Source organism: Chitinophaga sp. YR627 (assembly GCF_900114995.1).
GTDB lineage: Bacteria > Bacteroidota > Bacteroidia > Chitinophagales > Chitinophagaceae > Chitinophaga.
Map to the genome: position 1 here is coordinate 313,334 of NZ_FOUX01000006.1, position 17,635 is coordinate 330,968.

Annotated in this window: 13 protein-coding genes; 11 read left to right on the forward strand and 2 right to left on the reverse strand. The window is 47.1% G+C overall.

The window, feature by feature from the left end; all coding sequences use genetic code 11:
* Positions 1–51 precede the first annotated feature (51 nt).
* Positions 52–795 carry a dipeptidase PepE gene (gene pepE, locus BMZ72_RS30595; RefSeq protein ID WP_089814319.1) on the forward strand — a complete coding sequence of 248 codons (744 nt, stop codon included), beginning with the start codon at positions 52–54 and terminating at the stop codon, positions 793–795.
* On the opposite strand, the gene BMZ72_RS30600 is transcribed toward pepE, so the two are convergent.
* Together BMZ72_RS30600 and BMZ72_RS30605 are read right to left on the reverse strand one after the other, a co-directional pair.
* The gene (locus BMZ72_RS30600) at positions 749–1,387 is read right to left on the reverse strand and encodes an NAD(P)-dependent oxidoreductase (protein ID WP_089814321.1); all 639 of its coding nucleotides are present in this window, start codon (positions 1,385–1,387) and stop codon (positions 749–751) included. The genes pepE and BMZ72_RS30600 overlap by 47 nt on opposite strands.
* Before the next feature lie 69 nt (positions 1,388–1,456).
* Complete coding sequence (locus BMZ72_RS30605; RefSeq protein ID WP_089814323.1) at positions 1,457–2,272, reverse strand: helix-turn-helix transcriptional regulator; 816 nt, start codon at positions 2,270–2,272, stop codon at positions 1,457–1,459.
* A 118-nt stretch (positions 2,273–2,390) separates the two neighbouring features.
* Between BMZ72_RS30605 and BMZ72_RS30610 the strand changes: the two genes are divergently transcribed.
* The 10 genes from BMZ72_RS30610 (at position 2,391) to BMZ72_RS30655 (ending at position 17,568) form a co-directional block, all read left to right on the forward strand.
* Positions 2,391–2,762 (forward strand): hypothetical protein, encoded by a 372-nt coding sequence (locus tag BMZ72_RS30610; protein WP_089814325.1) that lies wholly within the window; start codon positions 2,391–2,393, stop codon positions 2,760–2,762.
* A 134-nt stretch (positions 2,763–2,896) separates the two neighbouring features.
* A complete protein-coding gene (locus BMZ72_RS30615) occupies positions 2,897–4,294 on the forward strand; it encodes a 3' terminal RNA ribose 2'-O-methyltransferase Hen1 (RefSeq protein WP_089814327.1) in 1,398 nt (465 codons plus the stop codon).
* A 117-nt stretch (positions 4,295–4,411) separates the two neighbouring features.
* Positions 4,412–6,955, forward strand: a complete 2,544-nt coding sequence (locus tag BMZ72_RS30620; protein ID WP_089814330.1) for a polynucleotide kinase-phosphatase — start codon at positions 4,412–4,414, stop codon at positions 6,953–6,955.
* Positions 6,956–7,122: 167 nt separating this feature from the next.
* On the forward strand, positions 7,123–7,695 hold the full coding sequence (locus tag BMZ72_RS30625; RefSeq protein WP_089814331.1) for an RNA polymerase sigma-70 factor: 573 nt from the start codon (positions 7,123–7,125) through the stop codon (positions 7,693–7,695).
* Positions 7,696–7,757: 62 nt separating this feature from the next.
* Entirely contained in the window at positions 7,758–8,912 is a 1,155-nt protein-coding gene (locus BMZ72_RS30630; protein ID WP_089814333.1) for a FecR family protein, read from the forward strand.
* 118 nt (positions 8,913–9,030) lie between these two features.
* On the forward strand, positions 9,031–12,417 hold the full coding sequence (locus BMZ72_RS30635; RefSeq protein WP_089814335.1) for a SusC/RagA family TonB-linked outer membrane protein: 3,387 nt from the start codon (positions 9,031–9,033) through the stop codon (positions 12,415–12,417).
* A gap of 10 nt (positions 12,418–12,427) precedes the next feature.
* Positions 12,428–13,879 (forward strand): RagB/SusD family nutrient uptake outer membrane protein, encoded by a 1,452-nt coding sequence (locus tag BMZ72_RS30640; protein ID WP_089814337.1) that lies wholly within the window; start codon positions 12,428–12,430, stop codon positions 13,877–13,879.
* Between the two features lie 22 nt (positions 13,880–13,901).
* Positions 13,902–14,654: a DUF4843 domain-containing protein gene (locus BMZ72_RS30645; RefSeq protein WP_089814339.1), complete on the forward strand. Its 753-nt coding sequence runs from the start codon at positions 13,902–13,904 to the stop codon at positions 14,652–14,654.
* A gap of 46 nt (positions 14,655–14,700) precedes the next feature.
* On the forward strand, positions 14,701–16,194 hold the full coding sequence (locus BMZ72_RS30650) for a PKD-like family lipoprotein (RefSeq protein WP_089814341.1): 1,494 nt from the start codon (positions 14,701–14,703) through the stop codon (positions 16,192–16,194).
* Between the two features lie 12 nt (positions 16,195–16,206).
* Positions 16,207–17,568: a TlpA family protein disulfide reductase gene (locus BMZ72_RS30655; RefSeq protein WP_089814343.1), complete on the forward strand. Its 1,362-nt coding sequence runs from the start codon at positions 16,207–16,209 to the stop codon at positions 17,566–17,568.
* Positions 17,569–17,635: the final 67 nt, after the last annotated feature.

The window sequence follows — 17,635 nt, forward strand, 5'->3', positions numbered from 1 at the left end:
GAGCAAAGAGAAAAGGTGGTCATTATCGCCGATCTCTTTATATTGCAGCCCATGAAAAATGTCGTTTTAGCCAGTACCTCCACCTTACATGGAGAAACATACCTGTCTTACCTGCTGCCGGTCATGAAAGAACTGTTTGCCGGCGTTACTGAAGTGATATTTGTGCCTTATGCCCGTCCGGGCGGCATCTCTCATGATGAGTACACAGAAAAGGCTGCGACTGTGTTTGCAGCTGCCGGTTATAAGTTGCGCGGACTGCATACTTTTGAAGAACCAGCAGCTGCGATCAGAACAGCACAGGCGTTTTTTACGGGAGGAGGGAACACTTTCCTGCTGGTTAAACAGCTGCATGAGCAGGGACTAATGGACCTGTTGGCAGAAGCGGTGGAGAATGGAACGCCCTACCTGGGTACCAGCGCAGGCAGTAATATCGGCGGCGTGAATATGCAAACGACCAATGATATGCCCATCGTATATCCGCCCAGCTTCCAGACCATGGGACTGATCCCCTTCAATCTGAACCCGCATTATCTTGACCCGATTCCCGGACTGCCGCATATGGGTGAAACGAGGGAAACGCGTATCCGCGAATTCCAGGTACAGCAGGACCTGCCGGTAGTCGGACTCAGGGAAGGTAGCTGGATCAGGATAAAAGATACACGTATTACACTGGAAGGCGCTTTGTCAGCAAAGATCTTTGAGAAAGACAAAGAAGCTTATGAGGTGGAAGCAGGAACGGAACTGGTCTTCAGTACGACAGTCCCGCCGTCTTTCTCAGATACGTATTCTCACTGATCTGCCCTAACATAAAATCCGCCACATCTGCACGTGATATCTTCATTTTAAGCTGCTTTTCCGTAGCCGGAAATCCTTTTTTATAACTGTGTGTTAATGCGCCATCTGTAAGATTTGCAGGTCTGGCGATCACCCAGTCCAGTTGACTCTGTTTAATATACGCTTCCTGTAACGCATGGTCCGCAAAGCCTTTCTTCAGGATGAAGGGAACAATGATATACTTAAATATAAAGGGCGTCTGGTCAAGTGTTTTTTTACTGTCGCCATAACCCAGGGATGTCTGACATACCAGGCGTTTGACACCTGTTGCTTTCATGGCCTGTATGATGTTTTTGGTACCGGTAGACCGGATGGTACCAATCTTGCTGGCAGGAGAGCCGATCGCGCATAATACGGCTTCCTGTCCCTGCATCGCAGGTATAATAGAGGCTGGATCCATCACATCTCCTTTTACAATGTTCAGATTGGAATGTATGATACCGAGGCGGGAAGGATCGCGTACAAAAGCGGTTACGATGTGTCCCTTTTCAAGGGCTTGTTCTGTCAGTTGTTTACCGGTACCGCCGGTGGCGCCAAAGATGATCAGTTTCATGATAGGTTGTTTTATATCACAAAGCTATTGCGGCGTGACAGCGGAAAATAGAACAAAACCGGCAGCGGATTATTTCGTCAGAATAGAGAGGTTTTCGATCAGTTCTTCTGATTTTTTCATGAACTGAAAAGGAGAGGCACCTGCGAATTCTTTGAAGGCGCGGATGAAATGAGACTGATCGGCATATTCATTTTCAAAAGCGATATCAGAGAGCTTGTTATAATCGCTTTGGCGGAGTAACTGCATAGATGCCTGAAACTGCGCAATACGCGCAAAGAGTTTAGGGGTGATACCCACATGTTGTTTGAACTTACGTTCAAAACTTCTTTCTGATAACTGTAATTCTTCCCTCAGCGCCTTTACGGAGATGTTACCATTGGTCTGTCTGATACGGTCCAGTGCATGGTGCATGGCCTTGTCTGACAGCCGGTTATGTTTTGTCAGCTGTGCCAGCAGAAAAGAGCAGAGAATATCTATCCTGGCTTCCGGGGAAGTGATATCGGTCAGTTGTGCAGACAATTGAAAACCACGGGAAGCCGCGATGCCATCCAGGTCAAGACAGGTATCCGTCAGTTCATCCGCATTCAGTCCGAAAATTGACTTTAAGGCGTGCGGATAGAAGAATATACCAATGGTATCAAAGCGGCCACTTATCCGTAGGGCGGCATGCCGGGTGGCTTGTCCGTAGAGAATGGTACCGGGTAATTGTTTGTCGTTCTGGAACAATACGCCCTGGTCCTGATGCTGGAAAATGAGACCCGGGCAACCATCAGCAATTGTCCTGAAGGTGGCAGCAGCAACATCCGTATTATTACTTTCCAGTACCCAGAAGAACCGTATGTAGTCCCTGAGATATTCCGGAGGAGGTATTTGTCTGAATTGCATACCCGGGAGCGTTTTCCTGTTAAAGGTACCGGCTATTTCCAGAACGGCAAGGGATAATATAGGGTGAAGTTATCATGCAGGAAGTTTCGTCACTCAGGAATGTTTTATAAATTGGCGTATGGAATTACCACAGATAAGCGCATTACTGACAAAATACCTGGAAGCAGGACCGCTGCCTGACGCCGAAGGAGAACAGCTCCTGGTGGCCATGGATGAACTGATCGAAAAGAATGAACTGACCCTGCTGACCGGCACTCGTTTCACGAAGGATGGGCTGGCAAAAGCGCTGACAGACGACGAAGTGGAGAATTGCTACTGGGAGATCTATATGTATTACGGACAGCACGAGGAGGATGACCATCACCATCACCATGATGATGAAGACGGGGAGGAACACAGGTCCCATATGGCCAGCTGGTGGTGGGTATATTTCCTGCTGGCAGCTATCGGTTTTTTCGTGATCTGGAAACTGACGCAGGGGCATTCATGATAGGCCCCTATTATTATGCCTATTGAATATCAATTGTTTGTTGTTTTTCAAAAGATTTTTTAAAGATTGTTCCCAACTGCGCAAAAAGACTTCGCACATGGTGCGCATCTTTACATTATCAATTTCAAGTAAAGATGTTACTGACAATTACAACCAGACATATGCCCGCCACAGATCTTGGTTATCTGTTGCACAAGCACCCTGCAAAAATCCAGGACATAGAACTGTCTAAAGGAAAAGCACATATATTTTATCCTGTCGCCACTGAACAGGAATGTACCTGCGCCATGGTACTGGACATTGATCCGGTAGGACTGGTACGTACCGGTGACGGTCCTTCAGGTAATCAGTTCGCACTCGAACAGTATGTAAATGACAGGCCCTATGTGGCTTCGTCCCTTATGAGCAATGCCATTTCCAAAGCATTTGCGTCTGCATTAAATGGTAAGTGTAAGGATAAACCGGAACTGGTAGAGCTGCCGATGCCATTTGAAGTGAAGCTGTCTGTATTGCCGGTTAACGGTGGTGAGCAGATGATCCATCGGATGTTTGCACCGCTGGGTTATACGATAACCGCCACACAGTATACGCTGGATGACAAATTCCCCGAATGGGGGAATAGCCGTTATTTTACAGTTGTACTGAAACATACGGTTACCCTGCAGGCACTGCTGACGCACCTGTATATACTGATCCCTGTCCTGGATAATGATAAACACTACTGGGTAAACAAGGAAGAAGTAGAGAAGCTGCTGGTAAAAGGAAAAGGCTGGCTGGATAAACATCCGGAACGTGAACTGATCTCCAGGCGTTATCTGCGTCATCAGAAAAGTCTGATGAACGACGCTATGGCAATGTTGATGAAAGACGATATTCCGGAAGAACTGGTAGAAGCGGAGTTAATACCGGAACCGGAAATTCCTACGCCTAAACTGCATGATTCCAGATTACAACAGGTATGTGACGAATTGCTCAGCACACCCATAAAGTCTGTACTTGACCTGGGTTGCGGAGAAGGTAAGTTACTGAAGCTATTGATGGCGTATCCGCAGCTGACGCATATCACCGGAATGGATGTTTCTTCCCGTATGCTGGAAGTGGCATACCGCAGACTAAAATACTATCAGTTGCCGGACAATCAGCGTAAGCGTCTCAGACTGATACTGGGCTCCCTGGTATACCGGGACCGCAGGACGGAAGGTTTTGATGCAGCCGCATTGGTGGAAGTGATCGAGCACCTGGACAAAGAGCGACTCAAAGCACTGGGAAAGACAGTCTTTGAATATGCTAAACCAGGTAAAGTGGTAGTGACGACGCCTAATAAGGAATGGAATATCACTTTTACGGAAGATGACAGTGCCATGCGGCACAGCGATCACCGCTTCGAATGGACACGTGCGGAATTCAGCACCTGGTGTGAGAAAATAAGCACCACCTATGGTTATACCTATGTTATCAAAGCGATTGGTGAAGAAGCGGAAAAGGTAGGTGCGCCTACGCAGATGGCCGTCTTTACAGTAATTAAGAATTAGGAATTAACAATTAAGAATTGCTCCGTCTATAAGGCGTTTATTCCTTACTCAATTCTTAATTGCTAACTGCTGCAATCTAATTCTTAATCACTAATTTTTAATTCTTAATTCTCTTTAATGAATATACAAGTACCTGAATTATCCCTGATCGTTCTCATAGGCGCAACAGGGTCAGGCAAAAGCACTTTCGCGAAAAAAATGTTCGGCGCAGCCGAGATAGTCAGCAGCGACAGTTGTCGGGAAATGGTGAGCAATAGTGAGAATACCAGGGATGCATCAGCAGATGCCTTTGATCTGCTTTATTATATTGTCGGCAAGCGATTGAAACGTGGTTTGCTCACTGTCGTAGATGCAACGAATGTACGGCCGGAAGACAGAAAGAACCTGGTGGCGCTGGCAAGGGAATATCACACATTGCCGGTAGCGATCGTCATGAATATGCCGCAGGAAGTTTGTCTGGAGCGCAATGAAATGCGAACAGACCGGAACTTGTCCGGACACGTAGTCACCAATCATATCCGTGCTTTAAAAAGTGGTATCAGTAAACTGAAGACAGAAGGGTTCCGCAAAATATATGAGTTCCGCAGCGAAGCAGAAGTGACTGATATCACAGGCATAGAGCGGGAGCCATTGTGGAATATGAAGAAGGAAGAACACGGACCTTTCGACATCATTGGTGATATACATGGTTGTTATGACGAACTGTGTGCACTGCTTACAAAGCTGGGGCATACGGTAGATGCAGCATCGCATAGCGTGCAGGTAATGACAGGCAGGAAGCTCCTCTTCCTGGGTGATCTATGTGACAGAGGTCCTGCAAGTCCGGCAGTATTTAAGCTGGTCATGAATACCGTAAAAGACGGTACAGCACTCTGCGTACCGGGTAATCATGATATGAAACTGTTGAAGTATCTACGAGGCAGTAATGTACAGCTGAGTCACGGATTAAAGGCGACGGTAGAACAGCTGGCAGGAGAAGCGCAAACCTTCATTGACGAACTAAAAGTCTTTCTCGATAGCCTTATCAGTCACTATGTGCTCGATGGTGGTAAACTGGTCGTTGCGCATGCCGGATTAAAAGAGGAAATGCACGGCAGAGGTTCCGGAGCGGTACGTGAATTCTGTCTGTATGGCGAAACAACCGGGGAGATCGATGAATTCGGTCTGCCGGTAAGATTTGACTGGGCATCCAACTATAAAGGGAAGGCCATGGTGGTGTACGGACATACACCCGTATATCAACCACAGTGGTTTAATAATACCATTGATATCGACACCGGTTGTGTATTCGGTGGTAAACTGACCGCCCTGCGTTATCCGGAGAAAGAACTGGTGAATGTACCTTCGCTGGCTACTTATATGGAGCCGACACGTCCGCTCAGGATGCCAGGTACCGGTAATAACCTGCAACACGAACAGGATGATGTGCTGGACATAGAAGACTTCATGGGCAAACAGGTGATAGAGACGCGTCTGCTAAATCTGGTAACTGTCAGAGAGGAATACACGACCGCTGCACTGGAGACGATGAGTCGTTTCAGCATCCATCCCAAGTGGCTGATCTATCTGCCACCAACAATGTCTCCTACGGAGACCAGCACTTTACCTGACTATCTGGAGTATCCGACGGGCGCCTTCAGTTATTATAAAAAGAATGACGTCACAAAGGTGATCTGTGAGGAAAAGCACATGGGTTCCAGGGCTGTGGTGATCGTTTGTAAAGACAGTACAGTGGTCAACCGCCGTTTCGGACTGGATGAAGATACCATCGGTACCTGCTATACCCGCACGGGAAGGGCTTTCTTCACAGATAAGGAGCTTGAACAGGCTTTTCTGGGAATGGTCAGGGACGCCCTTACAGCCCGGAATTTCTGGGAAGAAATGGAGACGGACTGGGTATGTCTCGACTGTGAACTGATGCCCTGGAATGCGAAAGCACAGGCGCTTTTACAACACCAGTATGCCGCTACAGGCGCCGCAGCAGTACACGCCATGTCGGAGGTAGTAGATACCCTGCGCACAGCGACTGATCTGCCGGAAATGGCGCCTTTGCTGAAAGGGTATGAAGAGCGGGCCGCCATGTGCAGACAGTTTGTGGAGGCTTACCGGCAGTATTGCTGGGAAGTGAAATCCCTGGAAGATTATCAGCTGGCGCCTTTCCATATTATGGCTACAGAAGGCAGGACATATTTTGATAAAGATCATGTCTGGCATATGGAGACCATCGCCCGCTATTGCGGTGGAGAGGGGAATCCGCTGATCCCGACCAACTGGAAGCTGGTAGACCTGGAAGATGAACAGCGTGTGACGGATGCTGTGAATTGGTGGGAAGCCCTGACAGCCAAAGGCGGAGAGGGGATGGTTGTAAAATCATTGTCCTTTATAGAAAGGGGCAATAAAGGCCTTTTACAGCCCGCTATCAAGATCAGGGGCCGGGAATATCTGCGGATAATATATGGTCCTGAATACACCCTTGATGCTAATCTGACCCGATTAAAGAAAAGAGGACTGAGCGCCAAACGCGGACTGGCCATGCGGGAATTTGCATTAGGAGTACAGGCACTGGAGCACTTCGTAGCAAAGGAGCCGCTGCGGAAAGTACACCAATGCGTTTTTGGTCTGCTGGCGCTGGAAAGTGAACCTGTCGATCCGAGATTATAAATAGCATAGCGTAATAGTAAGCGCCCGTATCATATTTTGATACGGGCGCTTTTCTGTTGGGCCCCCTTGACCCTCAGGTTGACATTATTCCTAATTCCTAATTGCATATCGCGATTTTGTTTTTATTTTGTGCCTCCGCTTACAAAAAAAGATGATACGAACTATTGATGCATGAGCAGTGGACAGACAGACAACGGTATGAACAGTTGTTCAGGGACCATTATCAACCATTATGCCTTTTTGCTTATAGCTACCTGAAAGATATGGAGGCTGCAAAAGACGTAGTGCAGGACTTCTTTTTCCGTTGCTGGGGTAAACGAGATACCCTGCCCACACCAGATAGTTTTGAGAAATATGCCTTCCGCGCCATCCGGAATAGTGTCATCAACTACCAGAACAGCTCCGCCACACGCACGAAACACAATGCACAATCTGCTACCCCTGATGCCTATGATCCTCAGCGGGAAGAAGCCATTTTGCAGAAAGAAGACCAGCTGAAAGCTGCCTTGTTGCTGGCTATACAACGTTTGCCGGAACAGCGCCGCAAGATCTTTCTGCTCAGCAATGGCGATGGTTATAAGTACAGCGAAATTGCTGAACAACTCAATATTTCCCTGAATACCGTGAAGACCCAGCTTAAAAAAGCCTATGAGACGCTCAGACAGGAGCGTGAAAGGCTGGAAAAGCTGCTTATCTCCCTGGTAATCTTTAAGATGCTTTATACCTCACTATTTTTTTAAAAAAAAGTTGCTGAGGGCAGTCACCCTTTTTTAAACCTCACCTGTCATTATAGTAGTAGCCCATGGACAACAGTAAAAAGAATATCGACAACGATAAACTGCTCCATTACCTGGAAAATGGTCAAACGCAGGACTATTCTGATCTGAACGAATCAGAACAGGCATTGCTGCGTGAGTACCAGGCCATAAAAGAGGAGCTGGATCTGAAGGAATGGGCGAAAGCGGATGTAGAGGAAGGCTGGGAGGCGCTTACGCAACGTCTGCAACAACAGGATCTGGACTGGCATATGCCACGGAAAACCCGGGTTCTTCCGATGTGGCGGTACGCGGCGGCAGCAGTCGTATTGTTACTCGCAGGAGCGTCCTGGTATTATTTCCGGTCTGCTGGTCAGCATCCGTCTCAGATAGCTGCCGGATCAACCGAAAAAGCAGCTCCTTCAGCGATTACACTGCTTACAGCTGAGGGAGACGAAGTACAGCTTGATACGCTGACGCGTTTGAAGGGCGCAACAGCCGTCAATGGTGAGGAACTGATATATGAGAAGGGACAGGGCACGAACGATCATATTTCCTATAATACCCTGATAGTGCCCAGGGGATACACGTATCACCTGGTACTGTCAGACGGTACGAAGGTGTGGCTGAACGCCGACTCCCGTCTTCGTTATCCATCACGATTTCCACAGGATGCCCGTCTCGTGACCGTAGAAGGGGAGGCCTATTTTGAAGTGGCAACAGATGCAGCCCGGCCATTTACGGTACAGAGTAATCATGCATCTATCAAAGTTTTAGGGACAGCTTTTAATATCAATACGTACGAAGATAATATTGCAGCCACACTGGTACAGGGTAAAATAGTAGTGCATCATCAGGGGGACAGCACTTACCTGCATCCGGGACAGCAACTCCTCAGCAAGGCGCCATACGACAACGCGAAGGTGCGTAATGTAGACACGGAAATATATACGGCCTGGAAAGATGGAGAACTGGTCTTTGCTGAAACAACGCTGGAAGATATCTGCCGCCGGCTTGAGAGAGTATATAACTATAGGATCATACTGCCTGAGGGCGAAATAAGGAACCGTAAGATCGAAGCAAATCTGCCACAATACAGAGAAATCAGCACCATAACGGAATTACTTGAGAAAATGACAGACGTTCATTTTAATATCAACCAAAAAGAGAGAATAATAACAGGTTATGCAGTAAACAAGTAGCACAATCACCGACAAAAAAGACGGGTCCTGGTTGCAACAAGACCCGCCCTAAGTAAAAACCTGTTCCTTGTTGTAGACAAGGAGTGGGGTTCTATTACCTAAAATCTCATTAAAAGTAATGAAAAAAAAGTATTGTTATGGAAGCCATTTAAGGCGGGGTGCAGTATGGCTACTGCTCGCAGCTGCTCCTTCCGGGCTTTTTTCTTCACTATCCCTCATGCCTGCCGGTGTCTACGCGCAAACACCAGCCACACCCGGCATCACCCTTGACGTAAAGAATATCACGGTACCTGCATTACTGAATGAAATTAGAAAACAGGCCGGACTACGTTTTATCTACGATCAGGAAGAGCTGAAAAAGCTCCCTCCTGTTACCATGCGCGTGAAAAACGCTACCCTCGATGAAGTACTGCGCAAAGCATTGGGTAACTCCCGCCTTTCCTGGAATATGGAAAACGGAGTCCTCGTTATCAAACGTGGTACGCCACCGCCCACTCCAGCAAACAATAATACGGTTACAGAACAGGCGCCTCAGCTGGTAACGGTTCATGGTACCATTACAGACGACAACAGACAGGCACTTGGTAAAGCCACTGTACAGGACCTTAAAAGCCGTGTAGGCGTCTTTACCGACGAAAGCGGCAATTTCGAAATAACAACCTCTCCGGACGCCATTCTGCAGGTTTCTTATATCGGTATGGAGCCACAGATGATAGCCCTGAAAGGACGTACATCGCTAAAGGTTTCCCTGGTATCGAGGAACAATGCAAAAGAAGTCGTTGTAACCGGTATCGTTACCCGTAAGAAGGAAAGCTTTACAGGCGCTTCTGCAACTTATACCGGCGGACAACTAAAAACCGTGGGTAATCAGAACGTACTGCAAAGTCTGAAAACACTGGACCCTTCCTTCGTCATCGTCGAAAACAATATGGTAGGTGCTAACCCGAACGCAATGCCCAACATTGAGATCCGTGGTAAAAGCAGCCTTATCTCCGTTCAGACGCAATCCAGCGCAAACGCCAACCAGCCATTATTTATATTAGATGGTTTCGAAACAACCCTGCAGGTCATCAATGACCTGGATATGAACCGTGTGGCCGCTATCACCGTATTGAAAGATGCGGCGTCTACAGCACTGTATGGTGCGCGTGCTGCCAACGGAGTTGTGGTGATCGAAACACTGAAGCCCAAGCCAGGCGCCATGCGCGTAAGTTATAACTATGACTTTCGTGTGGAAGCGCCTGACCTGACCAGCTATAATATGATGGACGCAGCTGAAAAGCTCGAATATGAAAAGCTGGCAGGCAGATATAATATCAACAGAAGTACAGCACCGTTGTATGAATCACAAATACTGCTGGATGACCTGTATGCCAAACGACTTACCAATGTAAAACGTGGTATAAATACCTACTGGCTCAACGAACCGGTACGTATCGGTACCACCAGCGGACACGCCCTGTATGCAGAAGGTGGCGACAACCAGATGCGTTACGGTGTCGGTGTGAACTACAAAGACCTCAATGGTGTGATGAAAGGCTCCGGCCGTAACACCTGGGGAGCCAACATAGACCTCCAGTATCGCAAAGGAAAATTAAATATCAGCAATAAACTCTACCTGAACGGATATCGCGCAGACCAGTCTCCATATGGTTCTTTTTCAGACTGGGTGAAAGTATTACCCTACTTCGAAAAAAGAAATCCGGACGGGTCAGTTGATCCATATCTTGACATATACAGAACATCTAATAACCAGATTGATACCGCCGGAAATCCATTGTATAACGCAACACTCAACAGTTACGATTATACAAAATCACAGGCCATCTCAGAAAACCTGCAGATGATCTATGATATTAACGCCGACCTGCGTATTACCGGTGGTATCAATATTACCAGTGATAACGCCACAACAAAGACTTTCCTGTCTCCGCTGAATACGACCTTTATCGGTCAGACTGCTGAAAACAGAGGCACATACGACTATGATGAACAAAGACAGTTTGGGTACAATGGTAACCTGATGCTATCATACGGAAAGCTGATCAGGGACAAACACCAGGTCAACGTAAATGCCCGCGGTGAGATCAGAAATGAGGAGAGCAATCACGAGGCTTTTACTGCTACCGGTTTCCCTGTTGGTGCGCCGGGTAATCCTTCTTTTGCGTACGGTTATGAGCCCGATGGTATACCTGTTTACGCCAAGTCAGTCAGACGTAGCATAGCTGCCCTGGCAACAGCCAGTTATATGTTCGACCGCCGCTTTCTGCTGGATGGGTCCTTCCGTATGGATGGTTCGACCTCTTTTGGTACGAATAATAAATACTCGCCCTTCTGGTCAGCCGGTATCGGTTATAACCTGCACAATGATGCATTGCTCCGTGGTGTAAAATGGATCTCATTGCTGAAGATCCGTGCGAATATCGGTCTTACAGGTAACCAGAACTTCCAGGGACTTTCCTCTGAATCCGTATACGGTATCAACTCTTCCAATAACCAGTTCGGACAGGGCTATACGATCAAAAATATTGGTAACCCTGATCTGAAATGGCAGAATTCCATGTCAACCGATATCGGTGCGGATATGTCCTTCCTGAAGGACCGTATCACATTGACGGTAGACTATTATAAAAAGAACACCGATCCGCTGATCGCATTGGTGACAACACCTTCTTCCACCGGGATCAGTGCATATCCTTTTAACATCGGTTACCAGCATACCAGCGGTGTGGAGTGGAATCTGAAAGGTTCGCCTATCCGCAATCTGCAGAAAAATCTTTATCTGACCCTGGGCATGACCGGTCGTTACCAGAAAAGTACTTACGGCGGTTTCCTGACCATGATGGAGAAACAGAATGACCTGGCACAGGACAATAATTCACTCCAGCGCTTCAGGGATGGAAGCAGTCCGGATGCGATCTGGGCCGTACGTTCTGCCGGTATAGATCCTGCGACAGGAAAGGAAGTATTCATCAAAAAAGACGGTACCCAATCATTTGACTATGAAGCAAGGGATGAAGTGGTTGTGGGTAATGCACAGCCTAAAATGGAAGGTATCTTCAGTGCGAACCTTCGCTGGAGCGCATTCACCTTCGGTATGAACATCCGCTACACTTATGGTGGCGACGTCTTTAATCAGGCGTTGTATGACCGTGTAGAGAATATCTCTGTCAGAAAAGTAGCAGAAGAGAACCTGGATAAACGTGCCCTGTATGAGCGCTGGAAACAACCGGGAGATGTATCCCGCTTTAAGGCGATCAATGACTTCACGGCTGTGAAAATGACTTCCCGCTATGTACAGCGTAACAATTATCTGGCAGGAGAATCCATCAATGTCAGCTATGAATTGCTGAACAAACCATGGATGCGTCAGGCCGGATTGTCTACACTGCGTTTCTCAGGGTATACAAACGATGTGTTCCGTCTGGCAACGATCAAAAGCGAACGCGGTACGGACTATCCTTTCTCTAATTCCTACTCATTGAGCGTAAGGGCCACTTTCTAAAAGTAAGATTATGAAAAGATCATTCAGGATCTCTGCTATTATAACTTTATTGTCTGCGGGATTATTCTCCTGCGAAAAATACCTCGACGTAAAACCGGAGGATCAGTTTGTGGAAAGCGCTGTATACAGTACAGAACAGGGCTTCATCAATCATCTGAACGGCCTGTACCAGGATATGGGATCTACCAACCTGTATGGTGGTAATCTCACGCTCACCTTTGTAAGCGTACTGGGACAGGAATATAATGTCTCCGGTACAGCCGGTCATGACTGGTATCAGCACGCCAATTATACCTATACCAACTCTAGCACAGAGCCGGCGATAGACGCCGTATGGACCAACGGATATAAAGTGATCATGTCCAGCAATAACCTGCTGGAGAACATGGACAAATATCCGGGTACACTGCGTCCCGGCAGGGATTCTATCATCAGGGGAGAGGCATATGCGATCAGGGCTTTTATGCATTTTGACCTGCTGCGTTTATACGGACCGGTATATCTAACCGATTCTACCGCTAAGAGCGTGCCTTATATCACACATGCTGATATTAATGTGCGTCCGCTGCTACCTGCTAATAACGTGATCGATAGTGTATTGGCTGACCTGGACCGTGCGGAAAGTTGTTTACGCAATGACCCTGTGATCAGCGCTGGTCCGCGTCGCATTCCCGGACAGCAACAGGTGGACTTCTTTTTACAACAGCGTAACGGTCGTCTGAACTACTTCGCTGTAAAGGCGCTGAAAGCGAGGATACACCTTTATCGTGCCAATAAACCTGCTGCATTGGCTGAAGCGAAAGCTGTAATAGAAGGCGCCGGAAAATGGTTCCCATGGACGAACCTGAAGCTGGTGACCGGCAATGGCGGTTTCCCTGACAGGACCTTCTCGACTGAACATCTCTTTGATATTTATTGTCCGAGACTGTATGTGACCTATACGGGTAGTTTTTCGCCCAGTACGACAGACGCAAAGATCCTGGCGGCTCACCCTACAAGGCTGACGACGACCTATGAATCTCAGGAAGGGGATTATCGTTATAACCCAAGCTGGATCATTCCTACAGGTGGTAACAAGACTTTCCGTTGTTTCTTCAAGTTTGCAGATCTGGATAATAAAGACAGCTCTGAGCTGTTCCGTTACCGCGTGCCTTTACTGCGTATCAGCGAGATGTATTACATCGCCGCAGAAAGCGAAACAGATCCGGCAGCAGCACTGGGCTATCTCAATACTGTCAGATATAACCGCGGACTGGCCGATCTGCCACCAACAGCAGCTATAGAGACGGAGCTCAGGAAAGAATATCAGAAGGAATTTTATGGTGAGGGGCAGGTGTTTTTCTATTACAAAAGAAAGGCACAGACGACTGTTCCCAGAGGTGGCGCTACCAGCGGCAACTTTACCATGTCGGCAAAGACATATGTAGTGCCGTTGCCGAAAAGTGAATCTGATTATCGTTAATCTCCTTACAACTGATCATCGTATGAAAGTATTCTATATCGCGGCGGTAATGCTACTCGCAATAACCGCCTGCAAAAAGGAAACAATTGATTTTTATAGTGGTACTTCCACACTGTACTTCGATAATGCCATCAATTATGGTAACACAAGGAACACACAGCGGATCGATACATTGCTGTTCACCTTTTCGCTGGCAGATGCCAATCTGAAAGACAGCATTCTGCAGATAAGGGTGGATCTGATGGGCCGGCAGGCCAATCAGGACAGGAACTTCAGTGTGAAAGTGATTGATAGCCTGAGCACTGCTGTGGCAGGCGTACACTATGAGCCGCTGGCGGATGCCTATGTCATGCCGGCGAACAAATCCTGGATGTATATTCCCATACATATCCACCGTACGAAGGAGATGTCAGCACACGAGTTTCTGCTCCATTTCAGCTTATTGCCTAATCAGGATTTTGATACGACACTTACACAGCCGCAGACGAAAGACTCTCTCGTATCTACCGGTTCAATTACCCTGTATATCGGAGACCTGATCCCTAAGCCCACCCGCTGGCTGGATATATATCTGGGAGAATTTAGCCGTAAGAAGATCCTGCTGATATGCGACCAACTGGATATGACCATCAATGATTTTACCACCATATCCGTTGCAGAAGCAGTATATATGGGTAAGGCCATGCAGCGCTATCTGAACCAGCAGCGCGAGGCCGGTAATATTATCTATGAAGAAGATGGCAGAGAAATGATCATGGGAGAAGCCTCCCAGTGATCTGTGTGCATAGAGCAAAGGATTGATCATCATTTATCAACTTAACATGAAGAAATTATTCTTATATATTCTTACCGTATTTGCTTTAAGCAGCTGCTATAAGGACAAGGGCAATTACGATTACATTGATGTCAATGTGGTAAATATCTCTGGCATTGACAGTATATATACGGTTGACTATGGTAGTGTATTTACCCTTAAACCTGACTTGTCTTTTACACTGGATGCCACAAGGGATACTGCGAACTACGCTTACCTGTGGGTCGCTTCTATCACGAATACCGGCAATACAATCGATAATGATACCTTGTCTTACAGCCATGATCTCGATGCCCGTATTACTTTGCCGTCCGGCCAGTATACTGTTATATACAGAGTGACCGATAAGAAAACAGGTATCAGCTATTCCAAAAGATTCCTGATGGCAGTGGTGACCAGTGTATATGAAGGATGGGTATTGTTGTCCGAAGTGAATGCGAACAGCCGCCTGGATATGCTGTCCAAAGGCGTGAACGGATACAAACCGATATACGATGTATTAGGGAGTATCGGTGCCGGTCTTACACTGACGGGTAAGCCGGTGGACGTGAAGTTTGCCCGTACAACAGCCGCCATTACAGGGCATACGGTATACGTAAGTACAACGGATGGTACCAGCCGCCTGGATGGTGAAACATTCAAGCTGAAATCCCCTTTGCAGACGGATGTATTTAGCACCCTACCTGCAGGCTTCTATGCGGATAAGGTGACACAGCGTTCCTCCGGTACGATGTACCTGCATGGAAATGATAACAACATGTATTACTACATGTATACGTTCAATATCTATTTCGGCTTACCGGTGAATGTGATGTACGGAAAATCGGTTCCCTTCAAAGTCTCAAAATATGTAGGCTATGTCGATAATTTATCCGGTTCTACAGATGTACACATATTGTACAATGAAGATGAGAAACGCTTCGTAAGACATATTTACAGTCTGCCGGCCAACTGTACCGATATGCCTGCCGGTACGCGTTTTAGTTTTACAACAGGAAAAGATCTCCGCTTTATGGAAACCAGCCGTTTCAACAGCGGAGATACCTACGCCATCCTGGATTCCCTGCATCAGAAATATTACCTGGCAAGATTCAATGTGGCTGCCACCATTGCCCAGACCTACTATGAAGAACTACTGGCGACCGACTTTGCCAAAGCGGAGAACATCGCCATACACCCGGACCTGGGCTATGTGTTTTACAATGTAGGTGGAAAATTGTACGAGTATGACGTCAGCACAAAAGCGACGAAACTGATGATAGACTATGGTCAGAAATCAGTGTCTTTCCTGAAGTGCGATGGCTTCATGGCAACTACGACCGTAGCGGCGAAAGCTTATTATAACAAATTACAGGTAGGCGTCTATGACCCGTCCCTGCCTGCTGAAAGTGCGGGTAGTTTTGAACTCTACACAGTACCACCCGTGAATGGTAACCTGGTATTGAGTGAATCCTACACCGGCTTTGGTAAAATCAAAACAGTTACTTACAGAGAACGTTAAACCTGCTCACATATGAAAAAAATGATCCTCCTGCTGGCAGCGCTGGCAGGTATGAAGGCGACGTATGCCGCCCCTTCGCAAGCTATGATCAGTGGCGTTTGCGCGCCCAGATCAGCCAATGGTATGAAACTGTATAATGTCAGAGAAGGTAAACTGGTCGAATTTGCCAGTACTACCCTTGACAAGGAGCATAACTTCGCGTTTGCTATCCCTGTACCTGCCAGCGGGTATTACTATCTCGCTATGTCTGTAGATGGTAAGGCGAGCAGAAACTATATTCGCGTATATCTGCAGTCCGGCGAGCAGGTGACGCTCGATATCCAGGATGACAAGGGGCACTACAGTGTTGTAAAAGGTGGTGAAGAAAACAAACTGCTCTATGCATGGCAGCAGCTGATAGGACCACTGAAAAGCAAAACCGAACTGATCGACACCACGACTTACCGTGCATTCTTCCCGGCATTGGAAGCCCTGGAGCCTGCAGTAGCAACGTTTAAAAAATCCATTCATACAAAGAACGGTATATTTAATCGCTTGCTGGCTGTCACCGTTGATGCAGACATGGAATCTACTGCAATGGGTATACTGGTTATGCCACGTTCCGCGCATCCTGATAAGAAGCAGTATCCTGCTTATTACAACACCATTCTGCAACCTAAACGTTACTGTTCTGCCGCTATCCTGGAACTGGGAGAAGGCGCAGATCTGGTACGTCGTTACGCAATGCTGACTGCATCGAGACTGGATAGCATTACCCTCACAAACCGGGTTGAATTGTCTTTATCGGTAATTTGTAATGACACACTGAAAGGCGTATGGATGGTAGATGATTTCAGGTCTTACAGATCCCTGGAAAAGTTTGATGCAGTGTTTACACCGTATCAGAAATACCTGGTGACTGACAACATGCAGAAAGCGTTGTTTGAAGCACGCAAATCCCTCAGTACTTTCAAAAAAGGGACGGCAGGCTATAACTTCTCTTTCCCTGCCATTAACGGTGATACTGTCACCCTGGCCAGTCTGAAAGGAAAGGTCGTATTGGTGGATATGTGGGCTACCTGGTGTGGTCCGTGCAAAAAGGAAATCCCTTTTATGCAGGAGCTGGAAGCAGCGATGCATGGTAAAAATGTAGCTTTTGTCAGCATCTCAACGGACAAAGCAGAAGATAAAGAGAAATGGAAATCATTTGTAAAAGAGAAGAAAATGGGAGGGATCCAGCTCTTTGCAGGTGGCTGGTCTGACATGCAGAAGTTCTATGATGTAAACGGTATTCCCCGTTTCATGGTGTTTGACAAACAGGGCAACATTGTCTCTGTGGACGCACCAAGACCTTCCATGCCGGAACTGAAGCCACTATTGGAAAGTTTGCTCTAAGGAGTAATTAGTTATAAAAAATGGAATGAATAACAAGGGCGTCACTTCTGCGACGCCCTTTTCAATT

Excerpts from the sequence above, each read along its gene's own strand:
- pepE (WP_089814319.1), top strand. The coding sequence starts at position 52 with ATGAAAAATGTCGTTTTAGCCAGTACCTCCACCTTACATGGAGAAACA.
- BMZ72_RS30600 (WP_089814321.1), bottom strand. The coding sequence starts at position 1,387 with ATGAAACTGATCATCTTTGGCGCCACCGGCGGTACCGGTAAACAACTG.
- BMZ72_RS30605 (WP_089814323.1), bottom strand. The coding sequence starts at position 2,272 with ATGCAATTCAGACAAATACCTCCTCCGGAATATCTCAGGGACTACATA.
- BMZ72_RS30610 (WP_089814325.1), top strand. The coding sequence starts at position 2,391 with ATGGAATTACCACAGATAAGCGCATTACTGACAAAATACCTGGAAGCA.
- BMZ72_RS30615 (WP_089814327.1), top strand. The coding sequence starts at position 2,897 with ATGTTACTGACAATTACAACCAGACATATGCCCGCCACAGATCTTGGT.
- BMZ72_RS30620 (WP_089814330.1), top strand. The coding sequence starts at position 4,412 with ATGAATATACAAGTACCTGAATTATCCCTGATCGTTCTCATAGGCGCA.
- BMZ72_RS30625 (WP_089814331.1), top strand. The coding sequence starts at position 7,123 with ATGCATGAGCAGTGGACAGACAGACAACGGTATGAACAGTTGTTCAGG.
- BMZ72_RS30630 (WP_089814333.1), top strand. The coding sequence starts at position 7,758 with ATGGACAACAGTAAAAAGAATATCGACAACGATAAACTGCTCCATTAC.
- BMZ72_RS30635 (WP_089814335.1), top strand. The coding sequence starts at position 9,031 with ATGAAAAAAAAGTATTGTTATGGAAGCCATTTAAGGCGGGGTGCAGTA.
- BMZ72_RS30640 (WP_089814337.1), top strand. The coding sequence starts at position 12,428 with ATGAAAAGATCATTCAGGATCTCTGCTATTATAACTTTATTGTCTGCG.
- BMZ72_RS30645 (WP_089814339.1), top strand. The coding sequence starts at position 13,902 with ATGAAAGTATTCTATATCGCGGCGGTAATGCTACTCGCAATAACCGCC.
- BMZ72_RS30650 (WP_089814341.1), top strand. The coding sequence starts at position 14,701 with ATGAAGAAATTATTCTTATATATTCTTACCGTATTTGCTTTAAGCAGC.
- BMZ72_RS30655 (WP_089814343.1), top strand. The coding sequence starts at position 16,207 with ATGAAAAAAATGATCCTCCTGCTGGCAGCGCTGGCAGGTATGAAGGCG.